The organism is Exiguobacterium sp. RIT341, assembly GCF_000632205.1.
In the GTDB taxonomy this organism is placed as follows: domain Bacteria; phylum Bacillota; class Bacilli; order Exiguobacteriales; family Exiguobacteriaceae; genus Exiguobacterium_A.
Map to the genome: position 1 here is coordinate 683345 of NZ_JFYW01000001.1, position 18349 is coordinate 701693.

The window sequence follows — 18349 nt, forward strand, 5'->3', positions numbered from 1 at the left end:
TTTTAGAGTAGACGTGTTTTCAAGACGCCAGGAATTTGATTCAGTCGGTCGAGCGAAATCGACTCATCCGCATGGTTATCGATATCGATGATCGTATAGGCAATAGCATCTTTACTACCATTGATCATATTCGCGATATTGATCGACTCTTGTGCTAACACGGAGGCAATTTGACCGACCATATTCGGAATGTTATGGTGAGCAATCGTAATCCGTCGTTTTCCGGTGAACGGTAACTCGACAGCTGGGAAATTGACAGCATTACGGATGTTTCCTGTCTCAAGGAACAGACGCAGTTGATCGACCGCCATGATGGCACAGTTTTCCTCCGCTTCACTCGTTGATGCCCCGATATGTGGCAAAGCGATGACCCGTGGAAGGGACAAGATGAAGGCATTCGGGAAATCCGTCACATAATTGGCCAGACGACCAGACCGGAGTACATCGGCTAACGCTTGTTCATCGACGAGTTCGCCACGAGAGAAGTTAAGCAAAGTCGCGCCGTGTTTCATCTTCGACAAGAGTGATGCATCGAGTAAACCTGTCGTTGCGTCAACGAGCGGAAGATGCAAGGTGATGTAGTCGCTTGTCGCGAGCAGATCCTCGAGCTGTGTTGCCCGCTGAATCTGATTTGAGACGCGCCAAGCGGACTCAACGGACATATGTGGATCATAGCCTGTAACGGTCATGCCAAGCTCATGGAGAGTGTTAGCTAAGTTCGCGCCGATTGCTCCAAGTCCTACGATTCCGATTCGTTTCCCAAGCAACTCCGTTCCGACAAATTGTTTTTTGTTCGCTTCAATCCGCTCCGGAATATCCGGTCCGCGTAAGTTGTTCGTCCAAAGCAGACTAGGGACGAGCTTTCGCGCCGTCAGGAATAAACTGCCGATGACTAGTTCCTTGACGGCATTTGCATTAGCGCCTGGTGTCGAAAAGACGGGAATCCCGCGGTTCGCAAGTTGATCGAGTGGAATCGTATTGACGCCGACGCCAGCTCGGGCGACGGCTTTAAGACTGTCCGGAAAGCGCATGTCATGTAAATCCTTGCTGCGGACGAGAAAGGCGTCTGGCTGCTCCGTTTCTCGCTGGACGTGATAGTTGTCTGTGAATCGTTTTAATCCTTTATCCGATAGATCATTCCATAGTTGGACTTGATACATTTAACGTTCCCCCTGTTCAAAACGGTGCATGATGTGAATCAGTGCCGTAACCCCTTCGGTCGGCATCGCATTGTAAAGACTCGCGCGCATTCCACCAATCGAACGATGACCGGCAAGATTGATTAGATCGTGACGCGCAGCGAAGGTCAAGAAAGCAGCGTCTTCCGTCTCACTTCCGGTCGAAAATGGAATGTTCATCCGGCTTCGATCCTTGATGGCTACATGGTTATGAAATAGATCGGATTGATCAATTGCTTCATATAACATGCGCGCTTGTGAGACGTTTCTTGCCTCAATCGTCTCGAGTCCCGTCTCTTCAATCCAATCGAGTACTAATTTCGTCATGTAAAGACTGAATGTCGGCGGCGTGTTATACAGAGACCGCTGTTTGGCATGGACGTCATACCGTAAATAGGCACCAATCGTGTCAGGAACACGATTTAGCAACTCATTCTTCAGAATGACGACCGTTAAACCGGCGACGCCAAGGTTTTTTTGAGCACCGGCGTACAACACATCAAATGCCTCGATTGGCAAAGATTCAGACAAAATGGAAGAAGAAACGTCGACGACGAGTGGCGCATCGACGTGAGGCGGTGTTTGATACGTCGTTCCTTCAAGCGTGTTGTTCCAAGTGATGTGCAAATAGTCGGCTGATGACGTGAACGGACCTTCTGGAATGAAACGATAACCGTGATCAGCAGAAGAGGCGAGGACATTAACCGTCGCATACTGTTTGGCATCCGTAATTGCTTTGGTCGACCAGCCACCGGTATCGATGAAATCAATCCGTCCGGTCTTCGTCGCTAAATTTTGGGGTAACATCGCGAACTGAAGTGTAGCTCCACCTTGAAGAAACAAGACGGAGTACGTATCAGGAATCGACATGAGCCTTCGCAATGATTGTTCGGCTGCATCTCGAATCGATTCGAAGATTGGCGAACGATGACTCATTTCAAGAACCGATTGTCCTGAATTTTCATAATTAAGTAGCTCAGATTGAGCCTTCATTAAGACCGGGGCAGGAAGGACTGCAGGACCGGCAGAAAAGTTATAAACCGTCATGAGATACACTCCTTCTTGAATTTTCAGAAAATATGTACCACTTCAGTGTAACGGAATGAAAAATGAGAAGCAATTCTAACTAACGATGAATGGAAAATGAAAACAAAAACATCTCTTGAATCCGTCACGACGGATCAAGAGATGTTAATTGACCAAAGTGCCATTTCCAACCATCTGACGTAGCACGATAGATTGAGACGATCCGGAAACGTCCTACGTATTGAGTTGCCCCGTATTCAAAACGATCTTCTATTAAACTATACTGAATCGCTGTATCTTCAAAGTGATCGATGTATGAAAAATCATCGGTCCGGGATAACCAGCGGATATTCGCAGGGTCAACGTAATGATCAAGATACGTTTCGGCGTCGAACGATCGCCCTAACGCATCGATGAACGTGAATTCGGGAGATAATAGATGTGAGACTTGTGATGAATCTCCTTTTAGCATAGCATCTTTAAGATGTTGCACGGTTTGTTCGAGTGTCATGTTACATCTCCTTTCTTCTTGAATCGCCAGTGTAGCATATTTAAACAAAAAAAGACCCTGCCGGAGCAGGGTCTAAAAGAAATTAAAGTTTTACAACGTTAGTTGCTTGTGGTCCGCGTTGACCTTCTTCAACTTCGAAAGAAACCTCTTGACCTTCGTCAAGTGATTTGAAACCTTCAGATTGGATTGCTGAGAAGTGTACGAATACGTCGTCTCCGCTTTCGCGCTCGATGAAGCCGAATCCTTTTTCTGCGTTAAACCATTTTACTTTACCTTGTTCCATGTGTATTGCCTCCTGCGTGTGACTGGCACACTGATTATTACTACCGTGATCAATTTCATCGAATATAAAGTGAAACACTTCGTATCTCCACCGAACAACAATAATTACTTAATAATATAGCATGCCCGTATCGAAAAAGAAAGGACAAAACAAAAAAAGAACAAAGTAAGCTGTTCTTCTCTAAATACATCATTGAATTAAAGGGTTCATTTTACCTGTGTCGAAAGAGTATAACTGATTCTTTCAATTAAGTCGGAATATGTTCTCTTTTACTACTGAGTTGTCGTAATGTATGCAAAATGAATCCTTGGAAGTTCGGGTAACGTGTCGGTTGTTCCCAAACAGTGCGGAATAACTCGGTCATTGCAGAATGAATAAGTGCTTCATCAACCTGTGTACGACGAAATAAAAGAAAGAGTGTTTTTTCGTAACGATCGTATAATCGTTCGAGCGCGACAGAATCACGCCGTTTGATTTGATTGAGCAAATCAGTGTCTGAATACATAGGTCACTCCTTCTTCGACAGTTTTCTTTATAGCATGCTGTCACTGTAATGTAATGAACTATTATGTAGATTCCCGCTGGATGAATTATGAAACACACAAACTTCTTGAACTAAAGATAATAATCTAAAGGAGGAAAAATGATGTTACCTATATATATTCGTCCGTATGTCTTAGATGATGCGGCAGTTATTCTTGAGATGAACTTACGAAATCGTGAACACTTCGAATACTGGATGCCAGTTAAGCCGTTACCCGAACAGTACACGTTAGAGGGGCAGCGGGAACGAATTTTTCGTCATCAAGAGTTGATGAAACAAGATGCGTATTATGCTTACGGTGTTTATTTAACGGAGAATGATCAATTGATTGGCGATGTCTCAGCGATGTTCATCCAGCGTGGACCAGCCGAGACGTGCATGATCGGCTATCAGTTAGATGAAGCTTATGGCGGAAAAGGATATATGGCTCAAGCAGTCGGATTGTTCGTAGACCATCTATTTGATGTCCATCAGTTCCACCGGATTCGTGCTGAGGTCATGCCGGGGAACATCGGATCAATCCGAGTTCTTGAAAAAGTCGGATTTCGTAAAGAAGGAATCGCGAAACAAAATCTCTTCATCAATGATGCCTGGGAAGATTTTATTCTGTTTGCTCTATTAAAAGAAGACCGGGAGGAGTCACGTCATGCCAATCTCTGATTATTATGCCAATCTACGGCGATATGTCGGAACACAACGTCTGTTTACACCATGCGTCGCAGCAATCATTCGAAACGAAGCAGGGCATATCCTTTTCCAAGATCCAGGTGGTCCGTTTTGGAGTTTGCCTGCCGGGGCGATTGAACTAGGAGAATCCCCTGCACAAGCAGTCATTCGCGAAGTCTATGAAGAAACGGGTCTATTCGTTCGACCCGTCCGACTAATCGCGACATTTGGTGGGGAATCGTTTCGACTTACGTACCCTGACGGAAACGAGGTCGAGTATGTAGCAACGATGTTCGAATGTGAGGTAGTCAGTGGGACGCTCGAGGCCATTGATGGGGAATCTAAGCAACTGGCTTATTTTCCAAAAAATGAGCGTCCGCCACTTGCCTTGCCTTATCCTGATCAAGTGTTTGAGAAATCGGAGGCATCGAGTTATTTCGAGTGGGAAGAACAATGGTTGACTGATTTACAACAACAATACTGTTAAAATCCGAACATTATTTTGTTGTTAACTAAAAAAAGTTCATGAAAACCTTAAAAATGCGAAAAATTTCTTTGACACCATGATAACAGTTCGTTATAGTAGTCAAGGGGCGAATGATTATCGCTGATATATAAAAAATATTCGTAATTAGAGGTGTTATTCATGGATGTAGTATTTGATTATGAAGATATTCAATTAATTCCAGCAAAATCAATCGTTGGTAGTCGTTCGGAATGTGATACGTCAGTCGAGTTCGGCGGTCGTCGTTTCAAGCTTCCGGTCGTACCCGCAAACATGCAAACGATCATTGATGAATCGATTGCTTTGTTCTTAGCTGAAGGCGATTATTTCTATATCATGCATCGATTCGAACCGGCACGTCGCCTAGCGTTCGTTCGTATGATGCAAGAGCGTCAACTGTTCGCTTCGATTAGCGTCGGTGTCAAGGAAGAAGAATATCAGCTGATCGAACAGCTCGCGACAGAGGGGCTAACTCCTGAATACATCACAATTGATATCGCACACGGTCATTCGGAAGCAGTCATTCAGATGATTCGCCACATCAAGTCGCTTTTGCCAACAAGTTTCGTTATTGCTGGAAACGTCGGTACACCGGAAGCGGTACGCGAACTTGAGAACGCAGGAGCAGACGCAACAAAAGTCGGGATTGGACCAGGTAAAGTTTGTATCACGAAAATTAAAACAGGGTTCGGTACAGGTGGTTGGCAACTCGCAGCACTTCGTTGGTGTGCGAAGGCAGCAAGCAAACCGATTATCGCTGATGGTGGTATTCGGACGCATGGGGATATCGCGAAGTCGGTTCGGTTCGGTGCTTCGATGGTCATGATCGGTTCACTTTTCGCAGGGCATGAAGAATCGCCTGGTGAGACACATGAAGTGGACGGGGTGCTCGTCAAGGAATATTTCGGTTCTGCTTCTGAGTTCCAAAAAGGCGAACGCAAGAATGTTGAAGGGAAAAAGATGTTCGTCGAGCATAAAGGAAGTCTAGCAGATACATTGATTGAAATGGAGCAAGATTTGCAATCAGCGATCTCATACGCTGGTGGAAATAAATTGAAGGCGATTCGGACGGTCGACTACGTTGTCGTCAAAAACTCGATCTTCAACGGTGATAAAGTATTTTAAGTATGATGAATCCGCTCTTAACAGAGCGGACTTTTTTTGTTTCCTTAGCATAACTCTTCCATAGGACGGGTATAAGTCAAATGGACCAAAAAATTCGGAATATTTTGGATAGGGAGTGATTGACATGCTATTTGAAACGACATCGTACTTAATTGAAAAATTCGCAACCGTTCGCAACCAAACGATCGCCTTAATCGAACCGCTCGAAGCAGAGGATTTCATCATTCAAGCTAGTTCAGACGTGAGTCCGCCAAAATGGCACATTGCCCATACGACTTGGTTTTTTGAACGGATGATACTACAGGAATATAGTGAAAACTATCAAGTCTTCCATCCGAAATACAATTATTTGTTTAACTCGTACTACAATTCAATCGGACCTTATCAACCTCGTCAACAACGGGGAATGTTGTCACGTCCGACCGTCGAGGACATCATCGCTTATAGGGCATATGTCGATGGACAAATGATCGAGTTCTTGAAAGAAGAACGGACTCCAGAAGATCAACGAAAAATCGAAGCATTGGTCGAGATGGGACTACAACACGAACAACAACATCAGGAATTGATTTTGATGGACGTGAAGTATAACTTTTTCACGAATCCGTTATTACCTGCCTATCAGTCAAAGTCGTTAGAACCGGACGTGCCTGAAAATGCACTCATGGAAACATCCTTTATTCCATTTGAGGAAGGACTCGTCGAGATTGGTCATACAGGAGACGGTTTTGCGTTTGATAACGAGAGTCCGCGCCATAAAACGTGGCTGCATCCGTTTGAATTAGCGACACGTCCTGTCACGAACGGGGAGTATTTGGCATTTATTGAAGCAGGTGGCTATGAAAAGTCAGAGTATTGGTTATCTGATGGCTTTGCGACGGTTCAAAAAGAAGGCTGGAAAGCGCCATTATATTGGATGAAGGATGACGCGGGAGAATGGACGATCTTTACGATGAATGGCGTCGAACCATTACGGCTCGACGAACCAGTCTGTCACGTTAGCTTTTATGAGGCGGATGCTTACAGCCGTTTTAAAGAGAAGCGTTTGCCGACAGAAGCGGAATGGGAATGGGCTTCTCGTCAAGTCGATTCCGTTACGAAGCGCAACATGATGGGAAACGGTACGTTTCATCCAGTCGTAGTCAAAGAGTCAGAGACGACACTTGCGAGCATGTTCGGTAACGTCTGGGAATGGACATCAAGTCCTTATAGTTCGTACCCAGGCAGTAAACCACTCGAGGGAGCACTTGGAGAGTACAATGCGAAGTTCATGTGTAATCAAATGGTACTACGTGGAGGAGCGTGCGTGACGCCTGACGATCATATTCGCGAGACGTACCGAAACTTCTTCCCACCCGATAAACGCTGGTTATTTGGCGGCTTCCGATTGGCGGGTGATATGTGATGCGCGAGACGGTCATTGGCTACGACTTATACACTCCGCAACAAAACATGCGTTTAGAAGTCATCGAAGGTCTGATGCGCGAACAAAAAGTCTTACCGGCGAAATATTTTTATGATCATATCGGCTCCCAGTTGTTCGAGCAGATCACGCAACAACCGGAATATTATCCGACACGAACGGAACTTGCTATCTTGGAGCAACACCGAGCGGAAATCGCTCAGAGTATTGGGGATGTGCATACACTGATCGAATATGGAAGCGGAAGCAGTCGTAAAATCCAGATGTTGCTTGAGACGTTTACGCACTTGGATACGTACATGCCGATCGACATCTCAAAAGACTTTTTGATGGAATCTGCTCGTCAATTATCGGAGCGGTATCCTGCATTGCATATTAAAGCTGTTTGTGGAGATTATTCACAAGCCATTTCCTTACCGGTAGAGGAGTCTCAAAAACGGGTCATCTTTTTCCCGGGTTCGACGATCGGGAACTTTGAACCGGAGGAAGCGATGCACTTTTTACGTCATTCATCGCGGATCCTTGAAAGTGGAGATGGATTCTTGATCGGCGTTGATCTAAAAAAATCGACCGATGTCCTTGAACGTGCTTATAACGATGTAGCCGGTGTCACGGCAGCATTCAATTTGAACATGTTGACGCACTTGAACCAGATGCTCGATGGAACGTTTGATGTGACCCGATTTAAACATCATGCTTTTTATAATGAAGAAAAAGGACGAATCGAAATGCATCTTCGGAGTCAACTTGATCAATTAGTACAAGTCGGAGACGTGACGGTTCCGTTTAAACAGGGGGAGACGGTTCATACGGAGAACTCCTATAAATACAGTAAAGAAGAGTTTGAGACTCTCGCTCGTCAAAGTGGTTTTCATCCGGTCAATTGCTGGATTGATGATGACAAACGATTTAGCGTGCATTATTTAGAAAAAATGTAACGGCGTCATAACTAAAAAACACTCCTACACGTAAGCTTCCGTCAAAAGCATGACTGGGGAGTGTTTTTCATAGGTTAAAGTGTCTTATTCGATCCGTGCACCTTCAGGTATCGGATGTTCCGGCACGACGAGAATCGGCATCCATTGTTCTGAACGCCCAATCTCAAGCACTCGTCCGGACTCTTCTGGCGTACGACCAGGTACGTTGAGTACAGCAATCGCTTGTTTTCCAAGCAGCTCGTGGACATCAGGTCGTAGTGAATCCCAAGCGAGTGAAAAAGAACGTGTAAATCCGTCGAATTGTAGCTCAAGCTGAATTGAGCCATCCGTGCGATTCGAAATCGACTGGATCGTACCGACACGAATATCTAAAGCATCAAATAATTTAAGTGAAACTACTGGTTTCATGGACAATGACGTACTTCCTTTCAGAAAGCATAAAGTGAGTTAGGAGTCGAAAGAGACGTATGTCGGCTCATAGGTCTGCCATTCGATATCAAGCGTTTGATGATTTGCAAGCTTCGCTAATTGGCTACCGAGATAAGGTCCAATCGTCAAACCGGATGCGCCGAGTCCGTTTGCTAAGAACACGTTTGGATGATTTTGAAGCGGTCCGATTACTGGTAACGAGTTTTTTGTATAGGGACGTAAGCCGATACGGAGTTCATCAATTGTTGTTTCCTCGAGACTTGGTAAGACAGGTAAAGCACGATTCAATAAAGCATGCATTCCTTTGACGGTCGGCTTTAAGTTGTAATCGGTCTGTTTCTCGTGTGTCGAACCGACGATCAGTTTCTTTTCGTGGATCGAAACCAGGTACAATCCGCGTTGTCCCATGACGACAGGCCACGTCGTTGATGTAGAATCCGTCAAGTCGAGTTGTAGGATTTGTCCCTTCTCTGGGTGCAAATCGATTTTAAGGTCAAGCGGCCGAAGAAGGTCATTCAACCAAACGCCTGCCGTTAAAATGAAGTGGTCTGCCGAGTACTGTTCGTTTTCCATGGTTATACCGGTGACGACTCCTTTGTCTACGACAAGAGAAGCATCTCCTTCTAGTACAGTCGCACCGTGTTCGACAGCACCACGGATCATAGCGGCACATAAGGCACGTCCATCAACACGTGCACCGCCAGAGACGAATAAGGCATCTTCGATCTGTTCAACGAGCGGGAACAGCGTTTTGACACGTTCTTGATCGAGTCGTTCGATCCGTTCGATAGCAGGGGCTTCTGGAAAGCGGTTTTGCGCAATCGTCTCCATCTTATCGATTTTTGATGTTTCGTGTAAGGCAATCGCTCCAACTTGCTGATAACCTGTGCTCGTCTCACCGAGTGCTTCGAGTTCAGGAATCAATGTCTTGTAAAAATGAGCACCGTTATTCGCTAACTTGTACCATGCTTTATTGCGTCGTTGTGTCATCCATGGACAGATGATGCCGGCTGCCGCATGGGAGGCGCGACCGGGTTCCTTCCGATCGACGAGTAAGACGCGTTCACCAGCCTTTGATAAATGATAAGCTGTCGAGGCACCAAGAATTCCGGCACCGACAATGATATGGGTGTACATGAAAAATTCAACTCGATTCTATTCAATTGGAATATCTTATATTGTAGCAGTAGAAGATCCGGAGGACTAGCAAGAGTGAAAATCGGATCGGTAGCACATCGAATAATGGGAAATGATGGGGAAAGTGAACTTTTTCGAAACCAATCACGTATACTAAATATACAGTTTCTATAAACTGTGAATTAGATGATTAGAAACAGTTGAATTTGGAAACATACCCTTATAGGCATCATGTCCTGTCATCATTGACTTTGAAACGGTCCATCATGAAGGAGGGGAAGGCAATGAATATGAGTCAAGCCATCGTACGCAAACGCTACACGGATCATACTTTATTTTATTCCGCCATCCTAATCTGGAAATTGCTATTCTTCCTGCCACTGCTCATGTTCGTCAACAGTGGCACGGACCATGTGTTTCAAATGTATTTCGTACCGTATCTAACGGTCATCTTGTTGTTTCGCGTGATGACCTACTTCGCGACCTATAAAGCATCTTTTATGGAGATGACGGAAATGGGTCTCTCGCTATCTTTACTCATCGCAGATGTATATTTGATTGCTTTGTTCGATATTCCACTTCCATTTGCCTTGATTATTCTGTCACTCGCTTTACTCCACTTCAGTGCAGCGTTTAGTCGTTTTCGATGGTTCCGTCGTCGTCTCTGGTTGAATCGGCATCTTGAGATCCTCAATTATTTGACGGATCACGGTGAAGTTCCGATTAAAATCGCCGTCATGGCAGAAGATGAAATGCTTGTAACGACGAAAAGCGGTAAAGAATTTACGTATCGTCAAGTATATTGGAGCGGTTTTTATATTGAACATGGTTAATCGTTCGTAAGAAAAAGGATTCCCTTTCTGGAATCCTTTTTTGTTGCATTTGAAAAAATATAGTACGCTTAAATAATAAAAGGGGGGAGAGGAACTTGATTCGTTGTATATTGATCGATGCGAACGATACGATCATTTTGACAGATGATATATTTCGGATACAAGAGCCGGGTATCAAACGCTATTTCGTTGATTTTAATCAACCGACAGATACAGAAAAGCAAAAATTGATCGATGTCTTTGATTTTCATCCGCTGGCGATTGAAGACTGTTTTCATTATTTACAACGTCCGAAGCTCGAGTATTATGCGGATCATAGTTTTTTTGTCCTTCATGCACTTGATGAAGGAACGTTGATGAGTCGTGAAATCAATTTGTTCGCAAGTGATCGGCATCTTGTTAGCTACCATGAGCAATCCTCGCCGGAAATTGACGTCGTGTTTGAACAATACACTCATTGCCTACACACACAAGAAACGGTCGATCTCGTACATAAAATCATGGATAAGATCGTCGACGGTTATTTTCCGATCGTCCATGCGACAGAAGATGAATTGTTTGCGCTTGAGGAACGCTATCGATCACGCGGAAACGATCGTCGGTTGATGGAAGAAATTTTCGAACTAAGAGCGCAGTTACTTCGAATCTCACGGACGGTCATGCCGATGCGGGACTTATTGTATCGGGTCGTCGAATCGAAGCGGTTATCGATTCATCCGAAGAAGCAAGCATTCTTTCGCGATTTGTATGATCATTTACTAAAGTTATCCGAAATGATTGAATACAACCGATTGATGACATCTGAGTTTCGGGATAACTTCATTTCCCTCAACTCGTACAGGATGAATAGCATCATGAAGACGTTAACGATCTTTACGACGATTTTCATGCCGTTGACGTTCATCGCTGGTATATATGGCATGAACTTTGAACATATGCCAGAACTGACCACCCGGTATGGTTATTTCGTGACGTTAGGGGCAATGGGACTTCTTGCTTTAGGAATGATTCTGTTCTTCAAAAAAAATCGTTGGTTTGATGAATAAGGAGAGATGTAAGTGGATATTCGACAGTTACTTTTTTTTACGACAATTGTCGAGCAAGGCTATAACTTAACGCGTGCTTCGAAACACTTGTCGATTTCGCAACCGGCGCTTAGTCAGATGATTCGCGACTTCGAACAGCTGGAGCAAGTGGAACTATTCATTCGAAAGCACGGACGGTTGACAGGGTTATCGGAAACGGGACGTCAATTGTATGAAGATGCGAAGATTGTTCTGACACGTCATCAAGCATTGATGGGGCATCTGCGCGAACGCTCAAACGTCGTCCGAGGGAAAGTCCGTCTCGGAATCCCGCCTGTCATTCTCCCTGTGTTATTTTCACAGTTAATCCCGAAGTTCATGGCGGAACATCCTGGGATTGAACTCGAAATCATCGAAGAAGGGGCGTTTGAACTCAAACGTCGACTGCTACTTGAAGAACTCGATTTGGCCATTTTGATCGAACCAGGTGAATCCTATGGCATTGAACGTTTTCGATTGATTGAAGATGAAGTCGTCGTTGCCGTTCGCCCAAATCATCCGTTTCAAGCAAAAGAAGCTCTATCTTATAGTGATATCGGAAATGAACCACTCGTCATCTTAAATGATCGATTCATGTTACATCATCAAATACTATCGGAGTTTCGCAAAGTGCAGCAAGAACCGAATATCTTCTTCATGTCTGGTGCATGGGACTTGTTGATCGGGATGGTTCAAGAACTCGACGTCATCTCGATCCTACCGGAACCGATTCTGCGGTTTCATCATGCGGATGACATTAAAATCATCCCGTTCGAGCCGCCGATGTTATGGGATGTCTCGTTGAACCGACTTGTCGGGACAGAATTACGCCCAGTCGTCCGGCACGTCCATCAATACATCGTCCACTATTTTCAATCGTTCTGGCCAACGCCTGTGCGGTGAAGAAAATACAAAAGACCGGAACGCGTCGCGCTCCGGTCTTTTGTATGGATTGATCATGTTTCATGACGTGACGTGCTGCATCAGATTGCGAATTTTTGCGGCAGCTTGTTTATAAGGTGTCAGTGTCTCTTGTGCCTGTAACGTCGCACGTTCACTCTCGAGTTGTTCGAGTGCTTGGCGTAACAGGTGCTCTGAAAGGGATGTTAAAGAGACATCTAGATGTGCCGTCGCGACTGTCAGCAAACGCTCTTCTTGAGCAGTAGTGTATGCGAGTGCTTCTTGTTTAGTTAACGTCGCCAGTTCTTCCTTCAGTTGTTCTTTCTCATTCTTCTCAAAGAAGGCTTTCGCATTCCGGAAGTGGCGTTTGACACCAATATAAGGGGTTGCATCCTCGAAGGGTCCGTCGAACGTCATTTCGTTCAACCGAGAGACCGTGACAGGCGCCAGCTGGAAAGATTCGTTCCATTGCTCAAGCAACTGTTGCTCCTCTTGCTGACGACGGACTAAGGCCGCTTCAAGCCATTGGTCGACGCGGAAATGCGTGACCCGGAGCTCCTGCTCAAAGTCGAACCGGAGGAATGTCAACAGTTCCGTCAAGGCCTCCTGTAGTGCTACTCCTTTACTCGTTTGAGCAAAACGAACGGGATTATAGGCTTCTTTGAAGAAGTCAGGGAAACGGTAATAAATGCGTTGTACGACATGGTGCAACAGTTCATGAATCTCTGCTTTGAGTGCAGGTTCGATCAAAGTAGCACGATTGTCTTCGAAACGATCGGTGACCTGCTGTTCTAAAGTAGACAGTTCAGCCAGCCGTTCTTCTTTTCGCAGGAGGTTTGCTTCAGTCGCAACGATGAACCGTTCGAGGCGCTCGACGGTCTTTTCCGTCTGCTCAGACAACGATACTTTAGCAAGACCGGTCAAGTCCTCCGCTAGGAAGTTATGGAATGCCTCCTCGAACTCGGGTAAACCGGAAATTGAATCCGTTCGCTCTTGCTGCTTTTCGGCGAGTCCTTGTAAGCTCGAGACTCCATACAGTCGGGGCGACCGAATCCCGAAGCGTTGCAGTTCCGTAGCGACATAGTTCAAGACATCTTGACGTTCGCTTTCTGAAGCAGCGAGATCAATCGCATTGACGAGGAAGAACATCTTATCGAGTTCGAACGCATCTTTGACACGACCGAGTTGAATCAAGAATTCACGGTCAGCGCGAGCAAAGGCATGGTTGAAGTACGTGACGAACAAGATTGCATCCGCATTTTTGATGTAATCGAAGGCGACATCGGTATGACGGGCATTGATTGAATCCGCTCCTGGTGTATCAACGAGTGTCACGCCGAGACGAGTTAAGGGACTATCATAATAGAAATCGATGACATCGACGAAACAGCTTCGTTCTTCCTGTGCGACATATTGTTTAAAAGCTTCTTGATCGACCGTCTGGACGGTACCGATGAATGATTGAACGGTTGGGAATCCTGTCAAGAAAGCACGCAAGAACGGATCCGTCAGCGATGCGGCACGTGGTAAGAGCGTATCGTATGCCTGTTTCGTTGACTCGAACGTCATCGTTGCGACCATCGCTTCATTTAAGTCTTCAAGCATCGCTGCTTCCGACTTGAATGTGACTTCTGCCACGCCGTGCGAGTGTGTAGTGTCAACGGGATGAATCCGGTTGATGGACGCGGTCGTTGGGTTCGGAGAGACGGGTAGTACCTTCTCTCCGAGCAAAGCATTGCAAAACGATGATTTTCCGGCACTGAAGGCACCGAATAAGGCAATCGTGAACGATTGGTGTGTCAGTCGATCCAATTTGTCATTTAAATAAGCGACGGCTTCTTCAAAGCCCTGTAGACCATTCAGCTGCTGACGGATTTGAGCAACATCTTCTGGTGTAAACCGGACGGATTGTTGCTCACTGATTGTCTTCGCGAGCTCAAACGCAGTTGTTTCTGTCACCGATTCATACCCGGTAAAGGAAACGATTGTCGCTTCTTGCTGAATCAATTGCTCTTCCCAGACTGAAACTTGTGTCCGAGCCTGTTCGAACTGTTGGTCAGATGGATTGGCAACGCCATGCTCATATCGCTCGAGTGCTACGGTAGCCTGTTGCCATGCTTGAACGTTGTCCCATTTATGCTGTAATGACGTTTGTTGTTGCAATAGCTCAGCTTGTTCTTTCGGGAAAGTTGATGTCAACTCTAGTCGAACATGCTCCCGCCACGCATTCGTTTCCTTGACGAACCAAGCTTGTGTCTGTTCGGCGACACGATTCGTGAACTGGAGCACCGATTCACCCGTGATCGTAATGCCAGTCGGCAGGGCACTCTCGAGTACGGAAAGCGGCGGGGCGAGTGAAAGCTGATCGATCGCGACGATATGCATATCCTGCAGGAGACCAAGGTCGCGTAACGATTGTTTCATCAAGTTACGTAAATGGAGCGAAATCTCGGAAGCGGTCACCGTCTGATAGGCACGCAACACATCTTGTGCAATCTCTGCTTGAGCCGCTTCCGTTTTTTTTGTACTTCGGAACAATCCGACCTTGAAGTCGCGTTGGCGTGACTCGAGGAAACGGCGCATCTTCTCGCGTAATTCGAACGGCATCAATGTCGCATTTTTCAATAGTTGATCTCGATGCAACGAAAACGTCTGTACCCAGCGGTCCGGCTGACGTGCTTCTAATTGTTGCGAAACGTGGGCTAATTCGGTTTCGATCGTCTCTGGATCACGTCGTTCAGCGTCATTCAATTGTTCAGCCATCGTCTCGTGGGCTTCTGAGACGAGACGTGTGAGATAACGTGTATGCTCTTGATGAAGACTTTCAAGCGTTAAAGCGGCAGAAGCCAACAACTTCGGTTGAGCATCACGAATGCTTTGTTTGACGAGCTGTTCGACTTCCATGAAATCGTTATACGGATGATCTGGTTTCCGCAGGCTTGTAAAGAAGATCCCTTTCGGTGCGACGCCATGTTCAGCGAAAGATGCATGGACCGAGCGGCGGAAGGCGTCGAATGATAGTTCATCTTCACGATGTTTATCGATTTGATTGACGATTAAATATAGTTCCGGTACGGCAGCTTGTAATTCATTCGTCACTATGAAGTTCAATTCAGATTGAACATGATTGTAGTCCATGACGTAAAACAAGATGTCAGCCAAGTGAAGGGCGGATTCCGTTGATACACGGTGGGCATCATCGACCGAGTCGACGCCTGGTGTATCCATCAAGACGAGACCAGGAGGCAGATCGGAAGCAGCATGTGTCAAATCGATTTGACGTACATCACCACTCTTCCCAAGTGTTTTAAGATGCTCCTCTTGCTCTGTTGCTGTCAGACGAACAGAAGGCTGTTCATGAAAGTGAACGATCGCTGAATCAGTGTCCCCTTGTTGAAGTGTCACGATGTTCGCACTCGTCGGAATCGGACTTGTCGGTAAGACCGATTCACCCGTCAAGGCGTTGATCATGCTTGACTTTCCAGCCGAGAAATGACCAGCGAAAGCAATCGTGAACTCTCGTTTCAATAGTTTCATAGCGAATTTATCTAGTTTATCTAAACGGAGTTGATCCGTTGAAGGTTGAATCAACGTGGCGAGTGAAGCTGTCGCTTCGAGTTGGTTCGATAATCGTTCCTCAAATGAGCGCATGCAATGAAACCCCTTTCTTTCAGTCATCGTTCAGTGTATCACGATTTTTTTAGTTTCGTCATCCTTCTGCAAGCCACAAAAAACGATCCGCCAAGGAAGAGGCGGATCGTTTTAATCGGGATCAAGATGACGGAACGATTTCGTCTGCGTGTGTTGATTCTTGTTCCGTCGAATGAATTCGACGCAATAAGTGTAATTTAAAGAGATACATGACGAGCAAGTGAACGTTCGCCTGCGTCACCTTATAGAGTATCCACGGTAAAGCAGGGACGAATTCGTGAATGGCAATGATACATTCCTGTGTACCGGGAATTTGCCGAAATTCAATCCGACCCCGGCTATCTTCCTCGACTTTTGCGAACAGTCCGCCGGTAATCCGGTATGTCGCCATTTGTCGATCACGAACCGGTTCCTTCGTCAATTCAAGTAGGGGTTGTTCGTAAAATGGAATGTTTATTCCAACGACTTGATCTTTCATAGTTGATGATAGGATAGGACGCGCAAACGAAGATAACCAATCCATGTAATCGTCAGCTGCCCAGTCGGCATCGCGATCCTTCGGCAAAAGAACACGTTGAACTGAACGAACGTCAAGGGCGTCTGGTGTTGAAGACGACGAGGAAGAAGAACCTTTTTTTTCTTCCTCCTCTTTTAGCGCATCACGGACCGATTGTTCGAATGTAATTTTTCCGTCACTGATCCCTGGAACCATTTTTTCTGGATCTGCAACCATCTCATGAACCATGCTTTCAACGAGTGGATAGACGGTTTCTTTTGGTTCTCCAGACACGAGCGTCACCCAAAGTCGAGATAATTTAACGGTCAATAAAGGAATATCGATGGTCGGTTGTCGTTTTCCCATGATGTCAGCAGTTCGAAGGATCATCTCTTTATAGGTCATCGCTTCCGGTCCACCGATATCGATTGCCCGGTCTTTAACATCATCGCGATCGACACTTTCACCAAGTGCATGAATGACATCCGGTAAAGCGACGGGGTGTGTCTTGTTACGTGTCCATCGTGGGAGTGCCATGACGGGGAGGCGTTTGACAAGCTTCGATAAGATTGGGAAAGATGAGCCTTTTGGACCGACAATCAATGCGGCACGGATCGTCGTCACCGGTGTGCCATAAGCACCAAGAACGCGTTCGACCTCGAGTCGGCTCTTTAAGTGACGCGATAGATTTTCTGTTTCCTCAGGAATGATACCACTTAAGTAAATGATTTGTCGGATACCATTTTCTTTTGCTGCACGGGCAAAGTTATCGGCTAACAATAAGTCCATGTTTTCAAACGATCCTTGTGTCAATTTAGCAGAAGGCATCATCGAATGAACGAGGTAGACAGCGATGTCCGCTCCTTTCATACCAGCAATCGTATCGTCTAGAGAAAAGAGATCGCACGATCGCCATTCGACACGTTCCTCATTGTCCTTATCATCGCCGTTTCGAGAAAGGGCAATGACGTCATATTTTTTCTTCAGTTCGTTCAGTAGATTGTGACCGATGTAACCGGTAGCTCCGGCTAAAGCTAGGCGCGTTGGCATGGATGTAAACTCCTCTCTTATATCTGTTGTAATGTACCCCCAATCGTGTCAGTTCAATCGCAAGAGGATACGCTGAGATGATTCAGTTGGATGGAATAGGGAATAAAAATATAAGGAAAAGAATCAACAGGAAGAATGAAAAACAAAGGAGGCTTCAACCATGCAGACGATACAATTCATGCAAGCGGAACATGAACGACGATTCGATCTGTTGTGGAGACGCTTAAAGCCGAAACAACGAGAAGATGCAGCGATGGTCTCGATGCTGTATCTCGCAACAGGACAGCCACAAGTGCTCGAACGATTCTCGGATTATTTCTTTCCGGATAGTGGTGAGTTTTTTGATCGTGAATTTCTGTCAGAACCCTATCCAAGTCCAGCGTTAGAAGCAATCATCCACTTGATCGTACAATTATATAATGGGCGAACGACGATAACGATCATCGAGTTGATTGAACGATTGGATGAACAACAGATGTCGCTTGTACTCGAATCGATTAAATTACGGGCTTACGGGTGTCAGATGCTACAAAAAGTCGCGAAATCGTAATGGTACACGTATATGAATCCGATCGACGAAGAGATTTCCT

At 45.6% G+C, this 18349-nt stretch carries 18 protein-coding genes; 9 read left to right on the plus strand and 9 right to left on the minus strand.

Translation table 11 applies throughout. The annotated features are described in order from the left end of the window. Positions 1 to 2: 2 nt before the first annotated feature. From BW42_RS03405 to BW42_RS03425, 5 genes are all read right to left on the minus strand, one after another. A complete protein-coding gene (locus BW42_RS03405; protein WP_035407455.1) occupies positions 3 to 1160 on the minus strand; it encodes a phosphoglycerate dehydrogenase in 1158 nt (385 codons plus the stop codon). Then, positions 1161 to 2225 carry a 3-phosphoserine/phosphohydroxythreonine transaminase gene (gene serC / locus BW42_RS03410; protein WP_035407458.1) on the minus strand — a complete coding sequence of 355 codons (1065 nt, stop codon included), beginning with the start codon at positions 2223 to 2225 and terminating at the stop codon, positions 1161 to 1163. Positions 2226 to 2349: 124 nt separating this feature from the next. After that, positions 2350 to 2715, minus strand: a complete 366-nt coding sequence (locus BW42_RS03415; protein WP_035407460.1) for a nuclear transport factor 2 family protein — start codon at positions 2713 to 2715, stop codon at positions 2350 to 2352. Positions 2716 to 2797: 82 nt separating this feature from the next. Then, complete coding sequence (locus tag BW42_RS03420; protein ID WP_023468529.1) at positions 2798 to 2998, minus strand: cold-shock protein; 201 nt, start codon at positions 2996 to 2998, stop codon at positions 2798 to 2800. 247 nt (positions 2999 to 3245) lie between these two features. Then, entirely contained in the window at positions 3246 to 3503 is a 258-nt protein-coding gene (locus BW42_RS03425) for a hypothetical protein (protein WP_035407462.1), read from the minus strand. 141 nt (positions 3504 to 3644) lie between these two features. Here BW42_RS03425 and BW42_RS03430 point away from each other — a divergent pair, with 141 nt between their 5' ends. The 5 genes from BW42_RS03430 (at position 3645) to egtD (ending at position 8199) form a co-directional block, all read left to right on the plus strand. After that, on the plus strand, positions 3645 to 4202 hold the full coding sequence (locus tag BW42_RS03430) for a GNAT family N-acetyltransferase (protein ID WP_035407467.1): 558 nt from the start codon (positions 3645 to 3647) through the stop codon (positions 4200 to 4202). Next, positions 4189 to 4695: an NUDIX domain-containing protein gene (locus BW42_RS03435; RefSeq protein ID WP_052019000.1), complete on the plus strand. Its 507-nt coding sequence runs from the start codon at positions 4189 to 4191 to the stop codon at positions 4693 to 4695. The genes BW42_RS03430 and BW42_RS03435 overlap by 14 nt, the downstream gene beginning before the upstream one ends. A gap of 159 nt (positions 4696 to 4854) precedes the next feature. Beyond that, positions 4855 to 5838 (plus strand): GMP reductase, encoded by a 984-nt coding sequence (gene guaC, locus BW42_RS03440; RefSeq protein ID WP_035407471.1) that lies wholly within the window; start codon positions 4855 to 4857, stop codon positions 5836 to 5838. A 124-nt stretch (positions 5839 to 5962) separates the two neighbouring features. After that, entirely contained in the window at positions 5963 to 7243 is a 1281-nt protein-coding gene (egtB, locus tag BW42_RS03445; protein WP_035407475.1) for an ergothioneine biosynthesis protein EgtB, read from the plus strand. Then, positions 7243 to 8199 carry an L-histidine N(alpha)-methyltransferase gene (gene egtD / locus BW42_RS03450; RefSeq protein ID WP_035407479.1) on the plus strand — a complete coding sequence of 319 codons (957 nt, stop codon included), beginning with the start codon at positions 7243 to 7245 and terminating at the stop codon, positions 8197 to 8199. Before egtB ends, egtD begins: the two co-directional genes overlap by 1 nt. 84 nt (positions 8200 to 8283) lie before the next feature. Here egtD and BW42_RS03455 read toward each other — a convergent pair whose 3' ends face one another. Both BW42_RS03455 and BW42_RS03460 read right to left on the minus strand, forming a co-directional pair. Next, positions 8284 to 8607 (minus strand): hypothetical protein, encoded by a 324-nt coding sequence (locus BW42_RS03455; protein ID WP_035407482.1) that lies wholly within the window; start codon positions 8605 to 8607, stop codon positions 8284 to 8286. A 39-nt stretch (positions 8608 to 8646) separates the two neighbouring features. Beyond that, complete coding sequence (locus tag BW42_RS03460) at positions 8647 to 9765, minus strand: FAD-binding oxidoreductase (protein WP_035407485.1); 1119 nt, start codon at positions 9763 to 9765, stop codon at positions 8647 to 8649. Between the two features lie 284 nt (positions 9766 to 10049). Here BW42_RS03460 and BW42_RS03465 point away from each other — a divergent pair, with 284 nt between their 5' ends. The 3 genes from BW42_RS03465 (at position 10050) to BW42_RS03475 (ending at position 12565) form a co-directional block, all read left to right on the plus strand. Next, positions 10050 to 10598 carry a hypothetical protein gene (locus BW42_RS03465; RefSeq protein WP_035407488.1) on the plus strand — a complete coding sequence of 183 codons (549 nt, stop codon included), beginning with the start codon at positions 10050 to 10052 and terminating at the stop codon, positions 10596 to 10598. 95 nt (positions 10599 to 10693) lie between these two features. Next, entirely contained in the window at positions 10694 to 11644 is a 951-nt protein-coding gene (gene corA, locus BW42_RS03470) for a magnesium/cobalt transporter CorA (RefSeq protein WP_035407491.1), read from the plus strand. A 12-nt stretch (positions 11645 to 11656) separates the two neighbouring features. After that, complete coding sequence (locus BW42_RS03475; protein WP_035407494.1) at positions 11657 to 12565, plus strand: LysR family transcriptional regulator; 909 nt, start codon at positions 11657 to 11659, stop codon at positions 12563 to 12565. 60 nt (positions 12566 to 12625) lie between these two features. Here the strand turns inward: BW42_RS03475 and BW42_RS03480 are convergent, their stop codons facing one another. Both BW42_RS03480 and BW42_RS03485 read right to left on the minus strand, forming a co-directional pair. Beyond that, a complete protein-coding gene (locus BW42_RS03480) occupies positions 12626 to 16213 on the minus strand; it encodes a dynamin family protein (protein WP_035407497.1) in 3588 nt (1195 codons plus the stop codon). 121 nt (positions 16214 to 16334) lie between these two features. Continuing rightward, positions 16335 to 17759: an NAD(P)H-binding protein gene (locus BW42_RS03485; protein WP_035407500.1), complete on the minus strand. Its 1425-nt coding sequence runs from the start codon at positions 17757 to 17759 to the stop codon at positions 16335 to 16337. A gap of 160 nt (positions 17760 to 17919) precedes the next feature. Between BW42_RS03485 and BW42_RS03490 the strand changes: the two genes are divergently transcribed. Beyond that, a complete protein-coding gene (locus BW42_RS03490; RefSeq protein ID WP_035407503.1) occupies positions 17920 to 18309 on the plus strand; it encodes a hypothetical protein in 390 nt (129 codons plus the stop codon). Positions 18310 to 18349: the final 40 nt, after the last annotated feature.

Excerpts from the sequence above, each read along its gene's own strand:
- BW42_RS03405 (WP_035407455.1), bottom strand. The coding sequence starts at position 1,160 with ATGTATCAAGTCCAACTATGGAATGATCTATCGGATAAAGGATTAAAA.
- serC (WP_035407458.1), bottom strand. The coding sequence starts at position 2,225 with ATGACGGTTTATAACTTTTCTGCCGGTCCTGCAGTCCTTCCTGCCCCG.
- BW42_RS03415 (WP_035407460.1), bottom strand. The coding sequence starts at position 2,715 with ATGACACTCGAACAAACCGTGCAACATCTTAAAGATGCTATGCTAAAA.
- BW42_RS03420 (WP_023468529.1), bottom strand. The coding sequence starts at position 2,998 with ATGGAACAAGGTAAAGTAAAATGGTTTAACGCAGAAAAAGGATTCGGC.
- BW42_RS03425 (WP_035407462.1), bottom strand. The coding sequence starts at position 3,503 with ATGTATTCAGACACTGATTTGCTCAATCAAATCAAACGGCGTGATTCT.
- BW42_RS03430 (WP_035407467.1), top strand. The coding sequence starts at position 3,645 with ATGTTACCTATATATATTCGTCCGTATGTCTTAGATGATGCGGCAGTT.
- BW42_RS03435 (WP_052019000.1), top strand. The coding sequence starts at position 4,189 with ATGCCAATCTCTGATTATTATGCCAATCTACGGCGATATGTCGGAACA.
- guaC (WP_035407471.1), top strand. The coding sequence starts at position 4,855 with ATGGATGTAGTATTTGATTATGAAGATATTCAATTAATTCCAGCAAAA.
- egtB (WP_035407475.1), top strand. The coding sequence starts at position 5,963 with ATGCTATTTGAAACGACATCGTACTTAATTGAAAAATTCGCAACCGTT.
- egtD (WP_035407479.1), top strand. The coding sequence starts at position 7,243 with ATGCGCGAGACGGTCATTGGCTACGACTTATACACTCCGCAACAAAAC.
- BW42_RS03455 (WP_035407482.1), bottom strand. The coding sequence starts at position 8,607 with ATGAAACCAGTAGTTTCACTTAAATTATTTGATGCTTTAGATATTCGT.
- BW42_RS03460 (WP_035407485.1), bottom strand. The coding sequence starts at position 9,765 with ATGTACACCCATATCATTGTCGGTGCCGGAATTCTTGGTGCCTCGACA.
- BW42_RS03465 (WP_035407488.1), top strand. The coding sequence starts at position 10,050 with ATGAATATGAGTCAAGCCATCGTACGCAAACGCTACACGGATCATACT.
- BW42_RS03480 (WP_035407497.1), bottom strand. The coding sequence starts at position 16,213 with ATGCGCTCATTTGAGGAACGATTATCGAACCAACTCGAAGCGACAGCT.
- BW42_RS03485 (WP_035407500.1), bottom strand. The coding sequence starts at position 17,759 with ATGCCAACGCGCCTAGCTTTAGCCGGAGCTACCGGTTACATCGGTCAC.
- BW42_RS03490 (WP_035407503.1), top strand. The coding sequence starts at position 17,920 with ATGCAGACGATACAATTCATGCAAGCGGAACATGAACGACGATTCGAT.